Source organism: Sutcliffiella horikoshii (genome assembly GCF_008180725.1).
Lineage (GTDB): Bacteria > Bacillota > Bacilli > Bacillales > Bacillaceae_I > Sutcliffiella_A > Sutcliffiella_A horikoshii_B.
The window spans coordinates 1-19,758 of sequence record NZ_VTEV01000010.1 but is presented as its reverse complement, the minus strand read 5'-3'; the positions used below and the strand labels follow the sequence as shown (position 1 = coordinate 19,758).

At 43.1% G+C, this 19,758-nt stretch carries 21 protein-coding genes, 10 tRNA genes and 1 rRNA gene; 30 read left to right on the top strand and 2 right to left on the bottom strand.

Going from position 1 to position 19,758, the window contains the following annotated elements:
* Nucleotides 1-13: 13 nt before the first annotated feature.
* From FZC76_RS19640 to FZC76_RS19625, 4 genes are all read left to right on the top strand, one after another.
* Complete coding sequence (locus FZC76_RS19640) at nt 14-1,534, top strand: DEAD/DEAH box helicase (protein ID WP_148989857.1); 1,521 nt, start codon at nt 14-16, stop codon at nt 1,532-1,534.
* A gap of 432 nt (nt 1,535-1,966) precedes the next feature.
* Nucleotides 1,967-2,938, top strand: coding sequence for a UV DNA damage repair endonuclease UvsE (gene uvsE / locus FZC76_RS19635; RefSeq protein ID WP_148989856.1), 972 nt, complete (start codon nt 1,967-1,969; stop codon nt 2,936-2,938).
* 73 nt (nt 2,939-3,011) lie between these two features.
* The gene (locus FZC76_RS19630; RefSeq protein ID WP_148989855.1) at nt 3,012-3,491 is read left to right on the top strand and encodes a PH domain-containing protein; all 480 of its coding nucleotides are present in this window, start codon (nt 3,012-3,014) and stop codon (nt 3,489-3,491) included.
* Complete coding sequence (locus tag FZC76_RS19625) at nt 3,481-4,965, top strand: PH domain-containing protein (protein WP_148989854.1); 1,485 nt, start codon at nt 3,481-3,483, stop codon at nt 4,963-4,965. Before FZC76_RS19630 ends, FZC76_RS19625 begins: the two co-directional genes overlap by 11 nt.
* Nucleotides 4,966-5,000: 35 nt before the next feature.
* Here the strand turns inward: FZC76_RS19625 and FZC76_RS19620 are convergent, their stop codons facing one another.
* Nucleotides 5,001-5,714 carry a rhomboid family intramembrane serine protease gene (locus FZC76_RS19620; protein WP_148989853.1) on the bottom strand — a complete coding sequence of 238 codons (714 nt, stop codon included), beginning with the start codon at nt 5,712-5,714 and terminating at the stop codon, nt 5,001-5,003.
* Between the two features lie 118 nt (nt 5,715-5,832).
* Here FZC76_RS19620 and acpS point away from each other — a divergent pair, with 118 nt between their 5' ends.
* The 14 genes from acpS (at nt 5,833) to FZC76_RS19550 (ending at nt 17,088) form a co-directional block, all read left to right on the top strand.
* The gene (gene acpS, locus FZC76_RS19615; RefSeq protein ID WP_148989852.1) at nt 5,833-6,198 is read left to right on the top strand and encodes a holo-ACP synthase; all 366 of its coding nucleotides are present in this window, start codon (nt 5,833-5,835) and stop codon (nt 6,196-6,198) included.
* Between the two features lie 163 nt (nt 6,199-6,361).
* Nucleotides 6,362-7,384 carry a LolA family protein gene (locus FZC76_RS19610; RefSeq protein WP_187442160.1) on the top strand — a complete coding sequence of 341 codons (1,023 nt, stop codon included), beginning with the start codon at nt 6,362-6,364 and terminating at the stop codon, nt 7,382-7,384.
* Between the two features lie 189 nt (nt 7,385-7,573).
* A complete protein-coding gene (alr, locus tag FZC76_RS19605) occupies nt 7,574-8,743 on the top strand; it encodes an alanine racemase (protein ID WP_148989850.1) in 1,170 nt (389 codons plus the stop codon).
* Nucleotides 8,744-8,888: 145 nt separating this feature from the next.
* Entirely contained in the window at nt 8,889-9,170 is a 282-nt protein-coding gene (locus FZC76_RS19600; RefSeq protein ID WP_010195162.1) for a CopG family ribbon-helix-helix protein, read from the top strand.
* Nucleotides 9,171-9,174: 4 nt separating this feature from the next.
* Nucleotides 9,175-9,525 carry a type II toxin-antitoxin system endoribonuclease NdoA gene (gene ndoA / locus FZC76_RS19595; RefSeq protein ID WP_010195163.1) on the top strand — a complete coding sequence of 117 codons (351 nt, stop codon included), beginning with the start codon at nt 9,175-9,177 and terminating at the stop codon, nt 9,523-9,525.
* Between the two features lie 257 nt (nt 9,526-9,782).
* Nucleotides 9,783-10,610 carry an RsbT co-antagonist protein RsbRA gene (locus FZC76_RS19590; protein WP_148989849.1) on the top strand — a complete coding sequence of 276 codons (828 nt, stop codon included), beginning with the start codon at nt 9,783-9,785 and terminating at the stop codon, nt 10,608-10,610.
* Nucleotides 10,607-10,963, top strand: coding sequence for an STAS domain-containing protein (locus tag FZC76_RS19585; protein WP_010195165.1), 357 nt, complete (start codon nt 10,607-10,609; stop codon nt 10,961-10,963). Before FZC76_RS19590 ends, FZC76_RS19585 begins: the two co-directional genes overlap by 4 nt.
* 3 nt (nt 10,964-10,966) lie before the next feature.
* Nucleotides 10,967-11,368: an anti-sigma regulatory factor gene (locus FZC76_RS19580; RefSeq protein WP_148989948.1), complete on the top strand. Its 402-nt coding sequence runs from the start codon at nt 10,967-10,969 to the stop codon at nt 11,366-11,368.
* Between the two features lie 15 nt (nt 11,369-11,383).
* The gene (locus FZC76_RS19575) at nt 11,384-12,391 is read left to right on the top strand and encodes a PP2C family protein-serine/threonine phosphatase (RefSeq protein WP_148989848.1); all 1,008 of its coding nucleotides are present in this window, start codon (nt 11,384-11,386) and stop codon (nt 12,389-12,391) included.
* Between the two features lie 76 nt (nt 12,392-12,467).
* Nucleotides 12,468-12,776: an STAS domain-containing protein gene (locus FZC76_RS19570; RefSeq protein ID WP_060666173.1), complete on the top strand. Its 309-nt coding sequence runs from the start codon at nt 12,468-12,470 to the stop codon at nt 12,774-12,776.
* A 47-nt stretch (nt 12,777-12,823) separates the two neighbouring features.
* Nucleotides 12,824-13,300, top strand: a complete 477-nt coding sequence (gene rsbW / locus FZC76_RS19565; RefSeq protein ID WP_148989847.1) for an anti-sigma B factor RsbW — start codon at nt 12,824-12,826, stop codon at nt 13,298-13,300.
* The gene (gene sigB / locus FZC76_RS19560; RefSeq protein ID WP_060666175.1) at nt 13,275-14,060 is read left to right on the top strand and encodes an RNA polymerase sigma factor SigB; all 786 of its coding nucleotides are present in this window, start codon (nt 13,275-13,277) and stop codon (nt 14,058-14,060) included. Before rsbW ends, sigB begins: the two co-directional genes overlap by 26 nt.
* Nucleotides 14,057-14,656, top strand: coding sequence for a PP2C family serine/threonine-protein phosphatase (locus FZC76_RS19555; protein ID WP_148989846.1), 600 nt, complete (start codon nt 14,057-14,059; stop codon nt 14,654-14,656). Before sigB ends, FZC76_RS19555 begins: the two co-directional genes overlap by 4 nt.
* A gap of 245 nt (nt 14,657-14,901) precedes the next feature.
* Entirely contained in the window at nt 14,902-17,088 is a 2,187-nt protein-coding gene (locus tag FZC76_RS19550) for a Tex family protein (protein ID WP_148989845.1), read from the top strand.
* A gap of 54 nt (nt 17,089-17,142) precedes the next feature.
* Here the strand turns inward: FZC76_RS19550 and cmpA are convergent, their stop codons facing one another.
* Complete coding sequence (gene cmpA, locus FZC76_RS19545) at nt 17,143-17,253, bottom strand: cortex morphogenetic protein CmpA (protein ID WP_088016780.1); 111 nt, start codon at nt 17,251-17,253, stop codon at nt 17,143-17,145.
* Nucleotides 17,254-17,591: 338 nt separating this feature from the next.
* Between cmpA and FZC76_RS19540 the strand changes: the two genes are divergently transcribed.
* The 12 genes from FZC76_RS19540 to FZC76_RS19485 all read left to right on the top strand — a co-directional run.
* Nucleotides 17,592-18,065, top strand: coding sequence for a SprT family protein (locus FZC76_RS19540; RefSeq protein WP_148989844.1), 474 nt, complete (start codon nt 17,592-17,594; stop codon nt 18,063-18,065).
* A 167-nt stretch (nt 18,066-18,232) separates the two neighbouring features.
* Nucleotides 18,233-18,307: transfer RNA gene (locus FZC76_RS19535), tRNA-Asn, on the top strand.
* A gap of 3 nt (nt 18,308-18,310) precedes the next feature.
* Nucleotides 18,311-18,401: transfer RNA gene (locus FZC76_RS19530), tRNA-Ser, on the top strand.
* Between the two features lie 8 nt (nt 18,402-18,409).
* Nucleotides 18,410-18,481 (top strand) — tRNA-Glu (locus FZC76_RS19525).
* A 49-nt stretch (nt 18,482-18,530) separates the two neighbouring features.
* A tRNA-Val gene (locus FZC76_RS19520) sits at nt 18,531-18,606 on the top strand.
* 29 nt (nt 18,607-18,635) lie between these two features.
* A tRNA-Gln gene (locus FZC76_RS19515) sits at nt 18,636-18,710 on the top strand.
* A 16-nt stretch (nt 18,711-18,726) separates the two neighbouring features.
* Nucleotides 18,727-18,810 (top strand) — tRNA-Leu (locus FZC76_RS19510).
* Between the two features lie 26 nt (nt 18,811-18,836).
* Nucleotides 18,837-18,922: transfer RNA gene (locus FZC76_RS19505), tRNA-Leu, on the top strand.
* A 107-nt stretch (nt 18,923-19,029) separates the two neighbouring features.
* Nucleotides 19,030-19,106, top strand: a tRNA-Arg gene (locus tag FZC76_RS19500).
* 16 nt (nt 19,107-19,122) lie between these two features.
* A tRNA-Pro gene (locus FZC76_RS19495) sits at nt 19,123-19,196 on the top strand.
* 11 nt (nt 19,197-19,207) lie between these two features.
* Nucleotides 19,208-19,281: transfer RNA gene (locus FZC76_RS19490), tRNA-Gly, on the top strand.
* Nucleotides 19,282-19,403: 122 nt separating this feature from the next.
* Nucleotides 19,404-19,758: ribosomal RNA gene (locus FZC76_RS19485) — 16S ribosomal RNA — on the top strand; the annotation flags it as partial.

The window sequence follows — 19,758 nt, the reverse complement described above, 5'->3', positions numbered from 1 at the left end:
GAGTAGGAATAATTTGGCGTTATTTAAAGAATTAGGTTTATCAGAAGATATAATGAAGTCTATTGACAGAATGGGGTTTGAAGAAGCTACCCCAATCCAATCGGAAACAATTCCTGTTGCGTTAACTGGTAAAGATGTTATCGGTCAAGCTCAAACAGGTACAGGTAAAACGATTGCATTCGGTCTTCCATTGCTTGAAAATGTAGATGTAACAAACGACTCTATCCAAGGTATCGTTATTGCACCGACTCGTGAATTAGCTATCCAGGTTGCTGAAGAAATTTATAAAGCTTCATATCATAAACGTGCTCGTGTTCTTTCCGTATTTGGAGGCCAGGACATTAGCAGACAGATCCGTTCATTGAAAAAGAACCCTCACATCGTTGTTGGTACGCCAGGTCGTTTACTTGACCATATCAACCGTAAGACTCTTCGTCTTCAAAATGTGAACACGGTTGTTCTTGATGAAGCAGATGAAATGCTAAACATGGGATTCATCGAGGATATTGAAAAGATCCTTGCTGAAACACCAGAACAAAAACAAACATTACTTTTCTCTGCTACAATGCCTGCACCTATCCGTGCGATCGCTGAGCGTTTCATGAGCGAGCCTGTAAGTGTAAAGGTAAAAGCGAAAGAAGTAACAGTTTCTAACATCCAACAATACTACGTGGAAGTTCCAGAAAAGAAGAAGTTCGACACATTGACTCGTCTTCTTGACATTCAATCTCCAGAACTTGCGATCATCTTCGGTCGTACAAAGCGTCGTGTGGATGAGCTTTCTGATGCATTGAACGTGCGCGGATATTCTGCAGAAGGAATCCACGGTGACCTTTCTCAAGCGAAGCGTATGAGCGTACTTCGCAAGTTTAAAGAAGGTTCCATCGATGTACTTGTTGCAACAGACGTAGCAGCTCGTGGACTTGACATCTCTGGTGTTACACATGTATACAACTTCGATATCCCACAAGACCCTGAAAGCTATGTTCACCGTATTGGACGTACAGGTCGTGCTGGTAAGAGCGGATTGGCGATCACATTCGTTAGCCCTCGTGAAGTTAGCTACTTGCACCATGTAGAACGTGTAACAAAACGTAAAATGGACAAAATGAAGGCACCAACTCTAGACGAAGCACTAGAAGGCCAACAAAAAATGTCTATGGAAAAATTAACGCAAGCTGTTGAAGCGAAAAACCTTGGTTTCTACCGCAATGCAGCAGAACAATTATTAGAAGAGCACGATGCAGTAACACTTGTATCTGCAGCGCTGAAATTGTTCACAAAAGAGCCGGATGAAACTCCAATCCGTCTTACTGAAGAAGCACCAATGCACTCAAGACGTGGCGGTGGTGGCGGTGGCCGTGGCGGCGACCGTAACCGTGGTGGCGGAAAGAGTCATGGCGGCGGCGGAAAAGGCGGCTGGAACAAACGCTCCGATAACCGTGGCGGCAAATCCGGTGGCGGATCTGGTTCAAGAGACGCAAACGCTAAGCGCCAAGGCTACAAACGCTCTTCTCGTAAAGAGCGCGTATAATTAACTTTCACTTGAGAATGCTCGAGAACTGACTGGGATAACTGGTTGGTTTTCGGGCTTTTTTTGTTGTGTGTGGGGGAGCTTGGGTTTAGGGGCTGGGTGGTTGGTGCTCTATAAGCCCGAACAGCTGYGGAAAAGTGGTGAATGTCTAATAGAACGGTTCTATAAGCCCGAACAGCTGCGGAAAAGTGGTGAARTGTCTAATAGAACGGTTCTATAAGCCCGAACAGCTGCGGAAAAGTGGTGAAATGTCTAATAGCCCGTCTCTATTAACCCGAACGACCACAGAGATCAAGGAAACTGAGCAATGGAATTCTAATATTTTCCATATACTCCATTTCACCCAACCAATCCCCAAAAAAGAACAAAACCCACCACACTTGGGCATACTACCTCTAACCAATTCTCAACCAAAAGGAGGTTCCCCCACCCATGACCATCGTCAAACTCGGCTACGTCGCCATGAGCGTGCAGCTCACCAATGCCTCCCCGTCCAAAACGATGACCTATGCCCAGTTCAGCAAGATCAAGGATCGGGAAGCGGCGATTGAAAAGCTTGAACGCATTTCAATCGAAAACCTAGAAAACTGTCTGCGTTTGCTTAAGCACAATGTCGCGAACGACATTCGGTTTTTCCGGTTCAGCTCCAAACTAATTCCACTCGCAAACCATGAAGAAGTGAAAGACTGGAAGTTCATGCGGCCGCTTAAAGAAATTCTGTCCGAAATAGGTGACTATATTGATGAAAACCCGATGCGGGTAGATTTTCATCCCGATCATTTTGTGCTGCTCAATTCTAAAAACAAAGATATCATCAACCAGACCATCAAGACGCTCAGTATGCACCGTTCTCTTTTAAAAGGAATGAGGGTACCCACTCAGCATCGTTGTGTCCTGCATATTGGAGGGGGCTATGATGATAGAGAGCTGGCGCTTGAGCAGTTCATTCATAATTTTGCGCTTGTCCCACAACCAATCCAGGAAATGCTGATTCTTGAAAATGATGATACAACATTTCACTTGCGGGATGCTTTATATGTTTGTGAAAAACTGAATGTACCGCTAGTTTTTGATTACCATCATCACCTTGCTCACTTTGAAGAGAAAGCAGAGGGGTGGGAGAATGAATGGGGGCGAGTGGTGCAGACTTGGGAGCATTCTCCGCTACCTGTGAAGATGCATATTTCAAGCCCGAGGGACGAAAAAAACTTCCGTGCTCATGCAGATTATGTGGATCCAAAAATGTTTATGGATTTTCTCCAGCCTATAAAAGGAAGTGTGCCGGAGATTCATTGCATGATTGAGGCGAAGAAAAAGGATGAAGCACTATTTCAGCTGATGGAAGAGATGAAAAATTATGCTGAAATAGAAATTATCGACGGAGCTTCCTTCAGAATTAAATAGAATTTTCCAACAGAGGACATCCATAGTATACTAGGAAAAGCGACAACTAGAACACGATGTGGAGGGAGAGCGAATGAGGCCGGAGCCTAAACAGATGATAGATAGAAAAGCTTTGTCGGTATGGAGGATCTCCGCAGCACTGAATTCCTTATTTTACGTCCTGCTTTTTGGGGGCTTTTGGTTTATACAACGTTCCTTTGAATTCCCTTGGTGGACACTGCTGATAGCGGGAGCGCTTGTTGTACTTATCTTCTTATTTACCGTCGTTATTTTCCCAACCATGCAGTGGAAGCGCTGGCGATTCGAAGTGCATGAACATGAGATTGATCTGCAACATGGCATTTTTATCAAAAAAAGAACCTTGGTGCCGATGGTTCGTGTGCAGCATGTAGATACGCGTCAGGGCCCAATTTTAAAAAAGTTTCACCTATCAACCGTTCTCATTTCAACAGCGGCGACCATTCATGAAATACCGGCTCTTGATGAAGAGCAGGCAGACCAGGTCAGGGATTACATATCAAGGCTTGCGAGGGTGACAGAAGATGATGTCTGAAAAAAAGAGGATGCATCCTGCGGCCATTGTTGTAGCTTTTTTCAAACAACTGCGTGAGCTATTGTTTCCAATTATTATTTTCGTATTTTTTGGAAGTAGTTCTGGGGAAGGTTTTTTTGGGATTATTTACATAGCTGTGATGGTTTTGTGGTTTGCAGGGTTAATCGCAATCGGCGTGGTTTCTTGGTATCGATTTTACTATTGGATAGAAGATGGAGAGCTCCGGATGGAATATGGAGTTTTTGTAAGAAAACGCCGTTTCATTCCGCAAGAGAGAATTCAGACTTTGGATACTTCGGAAGGGCTTGTGCAAAGGGTCTTCGGACTAGTAAAGGTGCAAATTGAAACAGCTGGTGGGGGAACAGAAGCGGAAGCAAGTTTGACGGCCGTGACAAAGGAAGAGGCAAGCAGACTGAGGGAAGCTTTATTGTATTACAAAAATAAAGAAGAAAACGCTGATGTATATGGATCGAAGCTGCGAGTTCAGCAAGAATCAAGCGTGGAACCTGTAGAAAAACCGACATATAAAGCATCCTGGAAAACACTCTTTATTGTGGGAACAACTTCAGGGGGGATTGGTGTTGTGCTGTCAGCAGTCATCGCGTTTACTTCCCAATTCGATCAGTTTGTCCCCTATGAGGATATTATCAACCGTTTCGGAATGGTCTTGCAAACGAGTGTGTACTTGATTGCTTCTATCGTTTTTGTGGTATTGTTCTTGTCTTGGCTAATTTCTATTGTCATGACCATGTTTAAATATGGTAACTTCACTGTTGTCAAAAATGACGATGAGCTATTGATCTCCAGGGGGATTATTGAAAAACGTCAATTAACGATATCTCTGAAAAGAATACAGGCGATAAGGATTTCACAAAACCCCTTAAGACAACCTTTCGGATACGCCACCGTTTTTGTGGAGAGTGCAGGGAGTTCGGGAGGAAAGGAATCTGATTTTTCCACGATTCTTTTTCCGTTGTTGAAGGTCTCTGATGTGGAAGCGCACTTGGGGGAGTTCGTCCCGTCGTACATGCTTACACAAAGTGTTCACGGTCTTCCGAAGAGGTCAATGATTCGCTATCTTGTCCGCCTGATGGTGCCGGCAGTACTGCTTTCTGTTCCGATTGCCTATTTTTTTCAGCCATATGGATATGTTGCCTTTCTTTCTGTAGCGATTGGCGGTTTATTAGGATACAGCCAATATAAAAATGCGGGTTGGGCTGTCGGCAAGGAGCAATTGCAACTTTCTTACCGCCATCTGAGTAAAAATACTGTCCTCGTCCGGAAAAAAAGGATACAGTCTTTTGAACTGAGGGAATCTTTCTTTCAGGGAAAAAGAAAGCTGTTTACAATCAAAGCTGCCATTAAAACTGGACTTGGAGGGAAGAACTTTCAAGTGGTGGATGTGGAGCAGGATGACGGGGAACAAATCTATGAGTGGTATTCTTATGAAAAAAAGCAAGGAGATGTCATGTGATATGACAACCCTTGCTTTTGTTTTTGAATATGGAATTACATAAACCTTGAAAGGATCCCGAACAGCACTAATACCACTATCACAATCCAAAAGATGTTTTGCTTCCCGCTCCTCGGTGCGCTCGGTCTGCCGATGTTAGGAAATATGGCGCGTAACGACCTTGGTGAGGTAGCATGCCCTCTTCCTAAGAAGAAAGGCGCTAAAACGGTACCGGCAAAGAATCCGAATAAGTGCGCAATCACATTGATATTGGAGTTCAGGAAGGTCATCACAAGCCCGACTCCCAAAATGGTTAAGATAACTTGGGAATTTGCTCGATCCAATAGGTCTGGTCGCAGGAACACCATATAAAAATAGAGGCCGAATATCGCAAAGATGGCACCAGAAGCTCCAAGATGACTGTAAATGTCAGGTTTTAAAAGTAGGGTGGCGACGTTTGCTAGAATTCCACCAAGTAAATAAAAAATGATAAATTTCACTTTCCCTAGCATCCGCTCCACGGCAGGTCCAAACAGGACGAGCGACAGGGAGTTAAATAAGAAGTGAGTCAGACTTGCGTGTAGGAAAATAGGAGTAACTAGCCGCCACCACTCTCCTTGCCATACAAGCAAATTGAACCCGATTGTGAGATTAAGAACGGTTGAAGAGAATTGGACAACCAGCCAAAGAATAAGATGGATGGCAACAATTGTGGTAATAATAGGATATAATCTTCTAAAAGCACGAAAGTTTTCCGTTCGGACGAACATCCGCTTCACCCCTTCTTCTTTAAATAGGCTCTTTTCAGATTACCATGTTGGCACCGAAAAGTCTTTTTAGGAGAATTAGAAAATATATCATTACTATATGAAAGAGGTTGGTCAAAGTATGATTATCGGAACTGGAGTAGACATTGTGGAGCTTGGCCGCATTGAGAAATTGATGAATCGCCAGCCCGGCTTTGTGAACCGTATCCTCACATCGCTAGAGAAAGAGAGGTTTTCTACGCTTAGTGAGAAACGAAAAGTGGAATTCCTTGCAGGTCGTTTTGCTGCAAAGGAGGCCTTTTCTAAAGCGAAAGGAACCGGGATTGGAAAAGAATTAAGTTTTCAGGACATGACGATAGTGTCAACAGAAAAAGGGAGGCCGTATTTTTCTGAGCCCCAAATGGCAGACAGGAATGTTCATCTGTCCATATCTCATAGTGAACAATACGCCATCGCGCAAGTAATTATCGAAAGCTTGTCAAGCTAGTCTGCATATTCCCCAAAGCTTGCTCATATACATAGTTCAGAAAGGAGACAAGGTGTACAAGTAGAGCTCCAGACAACCTGCGTACTACAGGATGGTCCGGTATCTCTGCACTCTCACTTTTCTCTAAGATAATCATGTAATGAAGGCAAAGGGGATGAATAATTTGAGAAAAGCATGGCTATTGGTAGTGGTTGGCCTTGTGAGTATCCTTGTTCTCGCAGGGTGCGGTACAAAATCGAAAGAAGATGTAACAGCTTCTCTTAGTGCGAAAGTAGAAGAGATGAAAGGGTATGAATCGAATGCGAAAATGACCCTTCAAACTGGCGCGGAACCACAAGTGTACGAGGTGCAAATTGGGCATAACAAACCGAACTACTACAAAGTGAATTTGAAAAATGCGGAAAAGGATCAAAGTCAAATCATTATCCGTAATGATGAGGGTGTATTCGTTTTGACGCCGGCGCTCAACAAAAGCTTCCGTTTCCACAGCGAATGGCCGCAAAACAGCAGCCAAGCCTATCTGTTTGAATCACTTGTGAATGACATCAAGAATGACCCGGAAGCAACGTTCACTGCAACAGAAGAACATTATGTATTTGAAACGAAAACGAATTATCAAAATAATAAGCTCCTTCCGACTCAGGAAATTACATTGAGCAAAAAAGATTTGTCACCTGTATCAGTAAAAGTGATGGATCCGGATAAAAAGCCGCTTGTCTTAGTAGAGTTCTCTGATTTCAAATTTGATGCAAGCTTTGATGCTGATGCATTTGATGTGAAAAAGAATATGACTGGTGCTCGTGCAAGCTTAGAGCTGCCTGCATCTGGACCTGTTACGGAAGAATCGGATGAATTTTCCGCCATGACACCGCTTGATACGCCTGCTGGTACGGACCTTAAGGAAGAAACCGTCGTGGAAACAGCGAACGGAAAACGTGTTGTGATGACATATGAAGGCACGAAGACCTTCACATTGATCCAAGAGAAAGCGCGTAACTCGGAAGTACCGACATCGCAGCTTGTCAATGGTAACCCAGCTGACCTAGGCTTCACAGTCGGCGCCATGACAGAAAACAGCCTAACCTGGACCTACCAAGGCGTCGACTTCACCCTTGCATCCAAAGACCTCTCCCAAGAAGAAATGCTCATGGTCGCCCGCTCCGTCCAAGGCGCAGCCATCAAATAACCAAATAACAACCTAGCAGGCCCGTTGCAGACGGGCCTGTATTTTTTGTGAAAAGGGGTCAGACCCCCAAAGGATTTTCGCTCTCCGTGTCGAAGGGGCCGTTCTTCACATGACTTTCGGGGATTTTTTCGTTATGATAGGAACATATTAATTTGAGGTTGTAGATTGGTAAAGGAAGTGCTTAGGTAGATGTCGAGCTTTCATAGGGATACGTGGGTTGAGGTAGATTTGGATTGTATTTATGAGAATGTGCAAGCGATACAGGAGCATGTGACAAAGGATGTCACGGTGATTGCGGTCGTCAAGGCGAATGCATATGGGCATGGAGATGCGCAAGTTGCCAATGTCGCTTTGGAAGCCGGTGCGAAGTATCTTGCTGTATCCTTTTTGGATGAGGCCATGTCTTTAAGGCAGCAAGGAATAACCGCACCGATCCTTGTGCTTGGTGCTTCAAGGGTTTCCGACCTGCCGCTTGCTGCTAAGGAAAACATTACGCTCACGGTTTTCCGTCAAGAATGGATAGAGGAAGCTAGTATTGCATATCACGGCATTGAAGTGGTGAAACTTCATCTGAAACTCGATACTGGCATGGGAAGAATCGGTGCGAGAACACAAGAAGAAGTAACGCAAATATTAGAGTTGATTGATAAAGCCCCTAACCTGCAAATGGAAGGGATATACACGCACTTTGCCACCGCGGATGAGTTGCAATCAGATTATGTGGAACGGCAGTTTGAGAGGTTTCACACTCTGTTAAATCAAATCACAAACAAATACAGAATCCCAATGATCCATTGCGGTAACAGTGCTACAACGCTAAGATTTCCAAAGAGGATCTTCAACGCGGTGCGTGTAGGAATTGCTATGTATGGATTAACACCATCACCGGAGATGGAACCAGAATTACCTTTTCCATTAAAAGAGGCCTTTTCCTTGCATACCAAACTCGTACATGTCAAAAAATTATCGATTGGCGAAAGTGTCAGCTATGGAGCTACCTACACAACAAAAGAAGAAGAGTGGATCGGAACGGTGCCTGTTGGCTATGCAGACGGTTGGATCAGAAAATTGCAAGGGATGAACATTCTTGTAGACGGGAAACTCGCTCCAATTGTTGGAAGAATTTGCATGGATCAATTTATGATTAAATTGCCTCATGAACTTCCAATCGGTACCAAAGTGACACTTATCGGCGAGCAGGACGGGAAGAAGATCAGCTCCAACGATGTAGCGGCAAAGCTAGATACCATTAACTACGAGGTGCCGTGTATGATCAGTTACCGTGTACCCCGCATGTTTTGGCGCAAAGGGAGTATAATGGAAGTGAGAAACTATTTGCAAGACAAACCATTAGAATAGTAAATGGTAATTTTCTGCATAAAAAAGGGATTATATAGTGATAATAGAGAAGAATTCGCTAAATGGACTTTGCAATTAACAGCAATGATGGTATTATGGAATATGGAATAGTATTATGTGTCTGTAGTTCTTGGAGGTGTATGCTGTGTCTGAATCCAGCGCAACAACTGAAATCTTGATTCGATTACCTCAAAACTTAGTGTCGGAATTAGATGGTTTGGTAAAACAAGAAAACGGCAATCGAAATGAATTAATCTTTCAAGCAACAAAGATGTACCTTCGCGAGCGCAAAAAGCGTCAGATTCGCGAGTCCATGAGACGTGGCTACATGGAAATGTCTAAAATTAATCTAAACATTGCATCTGAAGCTTTCTTGGCTGAATATGAGGCGGAGCATACGGTTGAACGCTTAGTTAGCGGGGGGTAATCATTTGATTGTCAAACGCGGTGACGTTTATTTTGCTGATTTATCCCCGGTTGTTGGGTCTGAGCAAGGAGGCGTTCGACCAGTACTTGTCATCCAAAATGATATCGGAAATCGATTTAGCCCGACCGTTATAGTAGCTGCCATTACTGCTCAAATCCAAAAAGCCAAACTTCCAACACATGTAGAAATCGATGCGAAGCGTTACGGTTTTGAACGTGACTCTGTTATTCTGCTCGAACAAATTCGAACAATTGATAAACAAAGATTAACGGACAAAATCACTCATCTTGACGAAGAGATGATGGACAAAGTGGATGAGGCGCTTCAAATAAGCTTAGGACTTATTGACTTTTAATATGTTGAATCCGTTTTATCGATAAGAAGCTATTCACAAGCGCGTGAGTAGCTTTTTTATTTTGCAGATGCGTTATATGTAGTATCCTTTCCTACAAAGGTACCACCAAAAATAGGTAAATAAACCACAATTATGGGTGAAATGGGATTAAACATATTTGACTTTTAAAATGATAAAATTTTATAGTGGTATTAGTATAGCTATAATTATTGTCAATTTTTAAAATATATCTATTACCGAATAAAGGAGCCGGGATAATGAATCAAGAGATAATTAATTACATTGAGGAAAATCGCGAAACAATCTTTAATCAGTGGATTGATGGGATGGACGAGATCGGCGAAAAGAAAGAGTTTAAAGCTATCTCTGATAAGGTCTATTTAAGTACAAGCCGTGAATACATCAATTTGCTTTTGAACAATATTAGCAAAAACTCCGACGACCTATCGAATGTGTTGACGGACTTTGCTGAGAAGATTGTTCGTTTTGGCTGGCCGCTTGTATATGTAACAGAAGGCTTATCGCTTTTTGGGAAAATCGTATATGAAGGGATGACAGATCAGGTCGAAGACAGCCGTAAAGTCTCTTTAATTTACGATTTTGATCAATGGCTTCGTCCGGTAGGTAATGAAATTTTAAAATCGTATACAGGTTCATGGGAGCACACGGTTTCCATGCAAAAAATTGCGTTGCAAGAATTAGCGGCGCCTCTTATCCCGGTATTTGACAAGATCTCTGTCATGCCGCTTGTAGGAACTATTGACACAGAACGTGCAAGACAAATCATGGAAAACCTCCTTCAAGGTGTGGTGAAACATCGTGCAGAAGTGGTTCTCATTGATATTACAGGTGTACCTGTTGTCGATACCATGGTAGCTCACCATATTATTCAGGCTGCAGAAGCGGTTCGACTTGTCGGTGCGAAATGCTTGTTGGTTGGCATTCGTCCTGAAATTGCCCAAACTATTGTCAATTTGGGAATTAATCTAGACCAAATTATTACGAAAAATTCCTTGAAAAAAGGGATTGAAACAGCGCTTGAAATGACAAACAGACAAATTGTGACTGTGGGGGATCAAGAGTGAGAATACCTATACTAAAGCTTCACAATTGCCTTTTAATATCTATCCAATGGGAACTAGATGATCAAACTGCGTTGCAATTTCAAGAAGATCTTCTAAATAGAATACATGAAACAGGTGCAAATGGAGTTGTCATTGACTTGACCTCCGTTGATATGATTGATTCATTTATTGCAAAAGTGCTTGGAGATGTCATCAGCATGTCAAAACTTATGGGAGCGCAAGTCGTTCTGACAGGTATTCAACCTGCTGTAGCCATCACTTTAGTTGAACTTGGAATCCAATTAGATGAAGTGTTCACGGCATTAGATTTAGAAAAGGGTCTAGAGAAATTACAACAGGAACTGGGGGAGTAAATGATGACTGTCCAATCCTGTGTAAAAATAAGAAACGAATGGGACATCGTAGCTGCCCGGCAAATGGGTAGGAATGTTGCCAAAGATCTGGGTTTCGGAACAGTAGACCAAGCGAGGATAACTACCGCTATTTCGGAGTTGGCTCGTAATATTTATTTGTATGCAGGTACAGGTCAAATTTGTGTAGAAGAAATGGATGATTACGGAAAAAGAGGGCTGAAAGTGATAGCTACAGATGATGGTCCTGGAATTTCCGACATCCGACAAGTGATGGAGGATGGTTATTCTACATCAGGAGGCCTTGGTGCCGGATTACCTGGAGTTAAGCGGTTAATGGACTCGTTTCAAATTGATTCGACTTCTGGGGAAGGAACGACAATCCATGCCGTAAAGTGGGTTCGCTAGAGGGGGGGATAACCCATGAATTACGATAAATTCGAATCAGAATATAAAGAAATACTCTCTGCCTATTTAAACCGTCAGTCCGAGGAAGCTCTCTATAAGGGGCAGGAGTTCAGTCGCAGATTGCTTGGGGAGAAAGTTTCTCCGGAAGAAATTATCAGTGTGCATAAATCCATGTTGCAAGATCTTTCTCCGGACATCCCGGACAATATATTGCATTCCTTGGACTTTCTACTTGAAGTGATGATTGGCTATGGGGTTGCTTACCGGGAACACCAAAGCCTGCGCCACCGACAACAGGAAATTCAGACGGAGATTGAAATTGCAGCAAATGTCCAACAAACGCTACTCGAAACAAAGATTCCTGAAACGGACTCAGTAGAGATTGGTGCGATCAGTGTACCTGCTAAACATATGAGCGGAGATTACTACCATTTTGTCCATAACGAGAAAGATTCGTTCAGTGTGGCTATTGCAGATGTTATCGGTAAAGGCATCCCGGCTGCGATGTGTATGAGTATGATCAAATATGCAATGGATAGTTTACCAGATACTAGAGTTGCTCCAAGCTATGTACTTGGGAACTTAAATAGAGTGGTGGAACAAAATGTGGATGCCAGCATGTTCATCACGATGTTCTACGGGATGTATGACCTTCACAAACACCTCTTCTCATTCTCTTCTGCGGGGCACGAACCACCGTTGTATTTCGATGCGAAGAGAAATGAATTTTATGAGCTGGATGCCAGAGGGCTTGTTCTTGGTATTGACAGACTTGCAACCTATCAACAGTATGAAAAAAGAATTGAAGTTGATGATATGGTGATTCTCTTCTCAGATGGAGTAACAGAATGCCGTACAGATGAAGGATTTATCGAGGTTGATAAAATAATAGATTTAATCCGGTCTTATATTGACTTACCCCCTCAGGCCATTGTTGAGCTTGTATACAGGGATCTGGAGAAAATTCAGGACTTTCAGCTCAGAGATGACTTTACCTTAATTATTTTAAAAAGAAAGGTTTAAATGTTTGAGAAGCGGGTATTTAGTATTGGGATGACCTAAAAGTGGAATTCTAATTCATGTTTGAGGTGACGAAAGAATGAATATGGACATTCAAATAAAAGAAGAGTTAAATCAGACGCTTGTCGTCCTGGAAGGGGAAATAGACGCCTATACTGCTCCGAAGGTAAAGGAAAAAGTCGCCCCTCTATTAGAAGGATTTACTGGGGAACTAGTATTTGATTTATCCAATGTTAATTATATGGACAGCACAGGCTTAGGGATGTTTGTAGGTTTCTTTAAAACCGTAAAAGCAAATAACGGTGTCTTTCGTCTGGTAGGTTTATCGGATCGATTAAAGAGATTGTTTGATATTACTGGTTTAGCAGGAATCATGGAAATTAAATAGGCTCTTTTAGCAGCCGTTAAATAAGTTCACTTAAAGGTGGGGGAACAATGAACCGGGCTTATGACTATATAGAAATGGCTTTTCCAGCAAAAGCGGAGTACGTAGGAGTTATCCGTCTTACTTTATCTGGAATTGCGAATCGAATGGGCTTCTCATACGATGAAATTGAAGATATTAAAATTGCATTAAGTGAAGCGTGTACCAATGCGGTAGAGCATGCTTATAAGCAAGACGAAAAAGGAAATATTCGAATCGGATTCGGTATTTATAAAGACCGACTCGAGTTAGTCGTAGCTGACAATGGACAAAGCTTTGATTTTGACAAAGTAAGGGAAGAACTGGGTCCATACACCGAGTCGCAACCAGTAGAAACTTTGCCAGAAGGAGGGCTAGGATTATTCTTAATCCAAACGCTGATGGATGATGTGAAGGTGCACAGCAATCAAGGCGTTACAGTCTTCATGACAAAGTATGTACAAGGAGAGCAGGTGGAAAGGGATGCAGAATCAATCTCCGTCCAGTAAGCTGGATGTTAATATGCTATTAGAGCGGTACCAACAAGATGGTTGTGAAGTATCGCAGTTGCAATTAGTAGAGCATTATACTGCACTTGTTGAATCCATCGCTCGTAAATATTCGAGAGGCAAAGCCTTTCACGAAGACCTTTCCCAAGTAGGGATGATCGGTTTGCTTGGAGCCATGAAGCGTTTTGATGCTAGTTTTGGCCGAAGCTTTGAAGCATTTGCTGTTCCGACAATTATCGGAGAAATTAAACGTTTCCTTCGGGATAAAACATGGAGCGTCCACGTTCCGCGTAGAATCAAGGAAATTGGACCGAAGATAAAATCTGCCGTAGAAGAACTGACAAATGAACTTCAACGTTCACCAAAAGTTTTTGAAATTGCTGATTACTTGGAAGTAACCGAAGAAGAAGTATTGGAAGCGATGGAGATGAGCCAAAACTATCAAGCTCTGTCTGTCGATAATGCAATCGAGGCTGACTCTGATGGAAGTACAGTAACCATCTTGGACATCGTAGGAAACCAGGATGCTGGATTCGATCAGGTGGATCAGCAGCTTCTACTACAAAAAATATTCCATGTGCTTTCAGAAAGAGAAAAACAGATTATCGATTGCACATTTTTTAAGAATATGAGTCAGAAAGAAACAGGGGAAAAATTGGGTATTTCGCAAATGCATGTCTCAAGGCTGCAACGTAAAGCGCTGACCAAGCTCAAACAAGCGTTTTTGGAAGATAATGCAAACACGGAGATTTTTTCATGATTGAACAGTTCAAACATGAAAGAGCGAACGTGAATGCCTACCAGAATGCGAAAAACGGAATGTATTTCTGTGGGGACAGCTACTATGTGAGTACAACAGATGACTACTTTTTATGTGTAGTAGCAGATGGTTTAGGTAGCGGAGAATATGCCCACGACGCATCTCAGGCAGTTATTTCCGCTGCCAAAGACCATGAAACAGAAGACGTTTCCGTGATCATGAAAGCTTGTAATGAAGCGATGAGAAATAAGCGTGGGGCAGCGGTATCTGTGTTGAAAGTCAACTATGACCAGCAAGAAGTTGTGTACAGCTGTGTTGGGAATATTCGATTTTTCCTATATCCTCCGACAGAAAAGCTAATTTACCCACTTCCAGTCAAAGGCTACTTATCTGGGAGACCTCAAACACTCAAAACCCATCGTTTTCCCTACAGTTCCAATATGAAGTTTTTCATCTACTCAGATGGATTAAATATACCGTCTGTAAAAAAATACATCAAAGACATCCCATCCGCTACATCCCTGCTAGAAATCGCAGCGATGTTCACAAGCAACGGCATGGACGACGTCACTATCATCTCAGGTGAAATCCACTAGGGAGAATTTTGCGGAAATTAACAGCGGTGTTTAAAAAAATTTTAAAATCAAAGATTTCTCAGTGGCCTCAGGCTTGCCGAGGAGGCTTCCGGACCGCCAGCGAAAAGCGAATTGCCTGGAACGAAGATCAACAAATTGATACAACTTTCAAATTCCAAGACTGACATTTCCATGTTAGTCTTTTTTCTTTGTCCGAATAATTTGCTAAAATAGAAGATGGGTTAATATGTTGGGAGGCTACAAAATTGGAATGGAACGATAAAAACGAGCAATTGGTCAACCTATTAGTGAAAGACGTAGAAGTGACAAAAGGACAAGCGAAAAAAGTAATTGCACTTTTAGAAGAAGGCAACACCGTTCCTTTTATCGCCAGATACCGAAAAGAACAAACAGGCTCACTAGACGAAGTACAAATTAGAGCCGTCATGGAAAAATGGCAATACATACAAAACCTTGAAAATAGAAAAGAAGAAGTTACCCGTCTGATAGAGGAACAAGGGAAACTTACACCAGAACTAAAAGCCAGCATCTTAAAATCAACCAAACTACAACAGGTAGAGGATCTCTACCGACCATACAAACAAAAGCGCCGCACGAAAGCGACAGTTGCAAAAGAAAAAGGATTGGAACCTTATGCCGAGTGGCTTCTCACGTTCCCGTCCATTCCTTCACTCGAGGAAAAAGCTGCAGATTTTCTCTCTGAGGAAAAGGAAGTGGCGACGGTTGAAGAGGTGTTAGAAGGAGCAAAGGATATTCTTGCAGAGACTTTTTCTGATGAACCAGCTTATCGCCAATATATTCGTGACGTTACCTTTAAGCAAGGCAAGGTTGTATCAGCGGTTAAGAAAGCGGAAAAAGACGAAAAAGAAGTCTTTGCTATGTATTATGAGTATGAAGAAGCGATCTCAAGAATTCTTCCACACCGAATCCTAGCAGTAAATCGAGGAGAAAAAGAAGAAGTCTTACGAATCTCCATCGCTGCTCCGACAGAAAGAATCGTTGAATATCTTAATAGACAAGTGATTAAACGAGAATCTTCCATTGCAACACCTCTTATAAAAGAAGCGGTGGAGGACGGATATAAGCGGTTGATTGAGCCTGCGATCGAGCGTGAAATTAGAAAAGAGCTTACAGAAAAAGCAGAAGAACAAGCAATTCATATTTTTTCAGAAAACCTAAGAAACCTCCTTCTTCAACCGCCTCTTAAAGGACGAGTGGTACTAGGAGTAGACCCTGCATATAGAACAGGCTGCAAACTTGCAGTTGTCGACGAAACAGGAAAAGTCCTTCATATAAGTGTTATCTATCCGCATACTTCAGGGGAGAAGAAACGAGAAGAGTCCATCCAAAAGCTATTGGGCGTACTATCTACATTTGAAATTGAAGTAGTGGCTATAGGAAACGGAACTGCATCTAGGGAGACGGAGCAATTACTCGCTGATGTCATTCAACAAAGTGGGAAGAGCATCTCTTACTTGATTGTTAATGAAGCAGGAGCAAGTGTGTACTCGGCCTCTGATTTGGCGAGAGAAGAATTCCCTGACCTACAAGTAGAAGAAAGAAGTGCCGTCTCTATTGCCAGAAGACTGCAAGACCCGTTGGCGGAGCTTGTGAAAATAGATCCAAAATCAGTCGGAGTCGGCCAATACCAACATGACGTGGCGCAAAAGCGCTTAGCGGAATCCTTGAATTTCGTTGTAGAAACAGTTGTAAACCAAGTAGGGGTGAATGTGAACACTGCATCTTCCTCTTTATTGCAATATGTAGCAGGGTTATCCAAGACGGTTGCTAGTAACATCGTAAAGAAACGTGAAGAAGAAGGGAAGTTCGCTAGCAGGTCTGACTTAAAGGGCATTCCAAGGCTTGGGGCAAAAACCTATGAACAATGTATCGGCTTCTTAAGAATCATTGACGGAAAACAACCATTAGACAGAACGGGCATCCACCCCGAAACGTATAGTGATGTGAAAAAGTTATTGAAGCAATTGGGGACATCTGAAAAAGAAATTGGAACCGAAAAGTTGCAGCAGGCTTTAAAAGGTGTAGATGTCGCAAAGCTTGCCGAGGATTTGAATATCGGTCCTATTACACTTCAGGACATCATCGATTCTCTCATCAGACCGGAAAGAGACCCTCGTGATGACATGCCTACCCCGCTTCTTAAGCAGGATGTATTGAAAATGGAAGATCTTCAAAAGGGAATGGAACTAGAAGGGACAGTCAGAAACGTTGTGGACTTTGGCGCATTTGTTGATATCGGAGTGAAGCAGGACGGCCTTGTCCATATCTCAAAACTCAGCGATCGTTTTGTGAAACATCCGCTTGACGTTGTCTCTGTCGGTGACATTGTCACAGTCTGGGTCGACGGAGTAGAAGTAAACAAAGGGCGCGTTTCCCTGACGATGCTACAACCACAAAAGCAAGAAGTATAAGAAGCTAAAATAGCCCCCGCACAGCTGGAAAAACTGTGTGGGGGTTTTCTACATTCAACTATTCTTTTTATGATAGAAAAACCAGCACTGATTCAACATTTTTATCTGATATCGATCTTTCTCCAGGTATGCGCGTTGCATCTGCTTCCTAAACCAAGTCGGCATCTTTTCACTACCCCCTTCAATCTTTTACTTGAAGGCTCATAATGTGGGGCTGTTTAACAAAAGATTGTTTAATGACCAATATAGTGAGAGTATGAGTGGATTGGAGCGGAAGGTACTCGACTCCGGCGGGAGAAAGCGGTAGGTTGAGACCCCACAGGCGAAGCCGAGGAGGCTCAAGCACCGCCCCGCGGAAAGAGAGTGCCTGCAGCGGAAAGGAACGGCAAAACTCCAAAGAGTAAACAACAATCTCTTAGAAAACAGCCAAACATAAATGACTTATTTTTTTCTATACTATGCAGTATAATGGGGAGGGTTCGAATGAAAGGTGGGGGACGAAAATGGACGACAAAGATCTACAGAAGTTAATAGAAGAAATCTCACTAAAGCATTTCAACAGACCGTTCCTTCACAAAGCATCATTCAATCACCGCCTGAAAACAACCGGAGGGAGATACCTCACTTCCACTAGCAACATTGAAATCAACAAGAAGTATTACGATGCACTAGGTATGGACGAACTAGTAGGTATCATCAAACACGAACTATGTCACTATCACCTGCACATTCAAGGTAAAGGATACAAACACAGAGATGCTGATTTCCGATTACTATTGAAAAAAGTGGGGGCTCCAAGATTTTGCACACCAATCCATACCCAAGAATCCAAGCAGAAAACTTTTCGTATATATGAATGTGTAGATTGTCACCTCCAATATAAAAGAGTAAGAAGGGTGAATACAAACAAGTATAGATGTGGAAAATGTAGAGGGAAGTTAAGAGAAATAGAAAAGCGTGTTGACACACAACTATAAAATATGATAAATTATTCTAGTCGCTGTTTTAAATAGCGGCTGGTTGGCAATTATGATAATATATCATTTTTGTTCCAAAAAAACTTGACTTTTAAGTACAAGCTTATTAAAATAAAAGCAGTCGGTTGCGACGAAAGACAACGTTATCCGACATACCGCAACATTATTCCACCATAGCTCAGCGGTAGAGCATTCGGCTGTTAACCGAAGGGTCGTAGGTTCGAATCCTACTGGTGGAGCCATATGGAGAAGTACTCAAGTGGCTGAAGAGGCGCCCCTGCTAAGGGTGTAGGTCGTGTAAGCGGCGCGAGGGTTCAAATCCCTCCTTCTCCGCCATATTATATGGCCCGTTGGTCAAGCGGTTAAGACACCGCCCTTTCACGGCGGTAACACGGGTTCGAATCCCGTACGGGTCACTACAAAGTGGGATGCAAAACATTCTTGTTTTGTTTCCCATTTCTATCTGGAGGATTAGCTCAGCTGGGAGAGCACCTGCCTTACAAGCAGGGGGTCGGCGGTTCGATCCCGTCATCCTCCACCAGAGGGAACTTATTATTTACACATCTTCGATGGGCTATAGCCAAGCGGTAAGGCATCGCACTTTGACTGCGACATGCGTTGGTTCGAATCCAGCTAGCCCAGCCAACTTTATAAAATGTATGCGGGTGTGGCGGAATTGGCAGACGCGCTAGACTTAGGATCTAGTGTCTTTGACGTGGGGGTTCGAGTCCCTTCACCCGCACCATACATTTACACTAGCCATTCATTTTCGCGGTCGTGGCGGAATGGCAGACGCGCTAGGTTGAGGGCCTAGTGGGGGCAACCCCGTGGAAGTTCGACTCTTCTCGGCCGCACCAAAAACACCGAAAAAATAATTTCGAAAAAGTGTTGACATGAAATACTAGATTTGATATTATAGTTAAGTCGCCTCTGAGAGGGACATCAAATAAACAACTTATACAAAGCGCCCGTAGCTCAATTGGATAGAGCGTTTGACTACGGATCAAAAGGCTAGGGGTTCGAGTCCTCTCGGGCGCGCCATTACTTTTAAAGTGAACGGGGAGTAGCTCAGCTTGGTAGAGCACTTGGTTTGGGACCAAGGGGTCGCAGGTTCAAATCCTGTCTTCCCGATATTGAATATTGCGGGTGTAGTTTAATGGTAAAACCTCAGCCTTCCAAGCTGATGTCGTGGGTTCGATTCCCATCACCCGCTCCATAATATTGAATGATCTTTGAAAACTAAACAAAACAACAGCGTCATAACGTCGGTTCTACGGAACACGACAAAATGATTTAAGTAACACAAGCTAGCAAATTTTGAGCAAAAGCTCAGACTCTTTATTGGAGAGTTTGATCCTGGCTCAGGACGAACGCTGGCGGCGTGCCTAATACATGCAAGTCGAGCGGACCTTTCAAAAGCTTGCTTTTGAAAGGTCAGCGGCGGACGGGTGAGTAACACGTGGGCAACCTGCCTGTAAGACTGGGATAACTTCGGGAAACCGGAGCTAATACCGGATAATATAAGGAACCTCCTGGTTCTTTATTGAAAGATGGTTTCGGCTATCACTTACAGATGGGCCCGCGGCGCATTAGCTAGTTGGTGAGGTAACGGCTCACCAAGGCGACGATGCGTAGCCGACCTGAGAGGGTGATCGGCCACACTGGGACTGAGACACGGCCCAGACTCCTACGG

Excerpts from the sequence above, each read along its gene's own strand:
- FZC76_RS19590 (WP_148989849.1), top strand. The coding sequence starts at position 9,783 with ATGAATCAAGAGATAATTAATTACATTGAGGAAAATCGCGAAACAATC.
- FZC76_RS19630 (WP_148989855.1), top strand. The coding sequence starts at position 3,012 with ATGAGGCCGGAGCCTAAACAGATGATAGATAGAAAAGCTTTGTCGGTA.
- uvsE (WP_148989856.1), top strand. The coding sequence starts at position 1,967 with ATGACCATCGTCAAACTCGGCTACGTCGCCATGAGCGTGCAGCTCACC.
- FZC76_RS19580 (WP_148989948.1), top strand. The coding sequence starts at position 10,967 with ATGACTGTCCAATCCTGTGTAAAAATAAGAAACGAATGGGACATCGTA.
- alr (WP_148989850.1), top strand. The coding sequence starts at position 7,574 with ATGTCGAGCTTTCATAGGGATACGTGGGTTGAGGTAGATTTGGATTGT.
- acpS (WP_148989852.1), top strand. The coding sequence starts at position 5,833 with ATGATTATCGGAACTGGAGTAGACATTGTGGAGCTTGGCCGCATTGAG.
- FZC76_RS19620 (WP_148989853.1), bottom strand. The coding sequence starts at position 5,714 with ATGTTCGTCCGAACGGAAAACTTTCGTGCTTTTAGAAGATTATATCCT.
- FZC76_RS19570 (WP_060666173.1), top strand. The coding sequence starts at position 12,468 with ATGAATATGGACATTCAAATAAAAGAAGAGTTAAATCAGACGCTTGTC.
- FZC76_RS19575 (WP_148989848.1), top strand. The coding sequence starts at position 11,384 with ATGAATTACGATAAATTCGAATCAGAATATAAAGAAATACTCTCTGCC.
- rsbW (WP_148989847.1), top strand. The coding sequence starts at position 12,824 with ATGAACCGGGCTTATGACTATATAGAAATGGCTTTTCCAGCAAAAGCG.
- cmpA (WP_088016780.1), bottom strand. The coding sequence starts at position 17,253 with ATGCCGACTTGGTTTAGGAAGCAGATGCAACGCGCATACCTGGAGAAA.
- FZC76_RS19555 (WP_148989846.1), top strand. The coding sequence starts at position 14,057 with ATGATTGAACAGTTCAAACATGAAAGAGCGAACGTGAATGCCTACCAG.
- sigB (WP_060666175.1), top strand. The coding sequence starts at position 13,275 with ATGCAGAATCAATCTCCGTCCAGTAAGCTGGATGTTAATATGCTATTA.
- FZC76_RS19625 (WP_148989854.1), top strand. The coding sequence starts at position 3,481 with ATGATGTCTGAAAAAAAGAGGATGCATCCTGCGGCCATTGTTGTAGCT.
- FZC76_RS19540 (WP_148989844.1), top strand. The coding sequence starts at position 17,592 with ATGGACGACAAAGATCTACAGAAGTTAATAGAAGAAATCTCACTAAAG.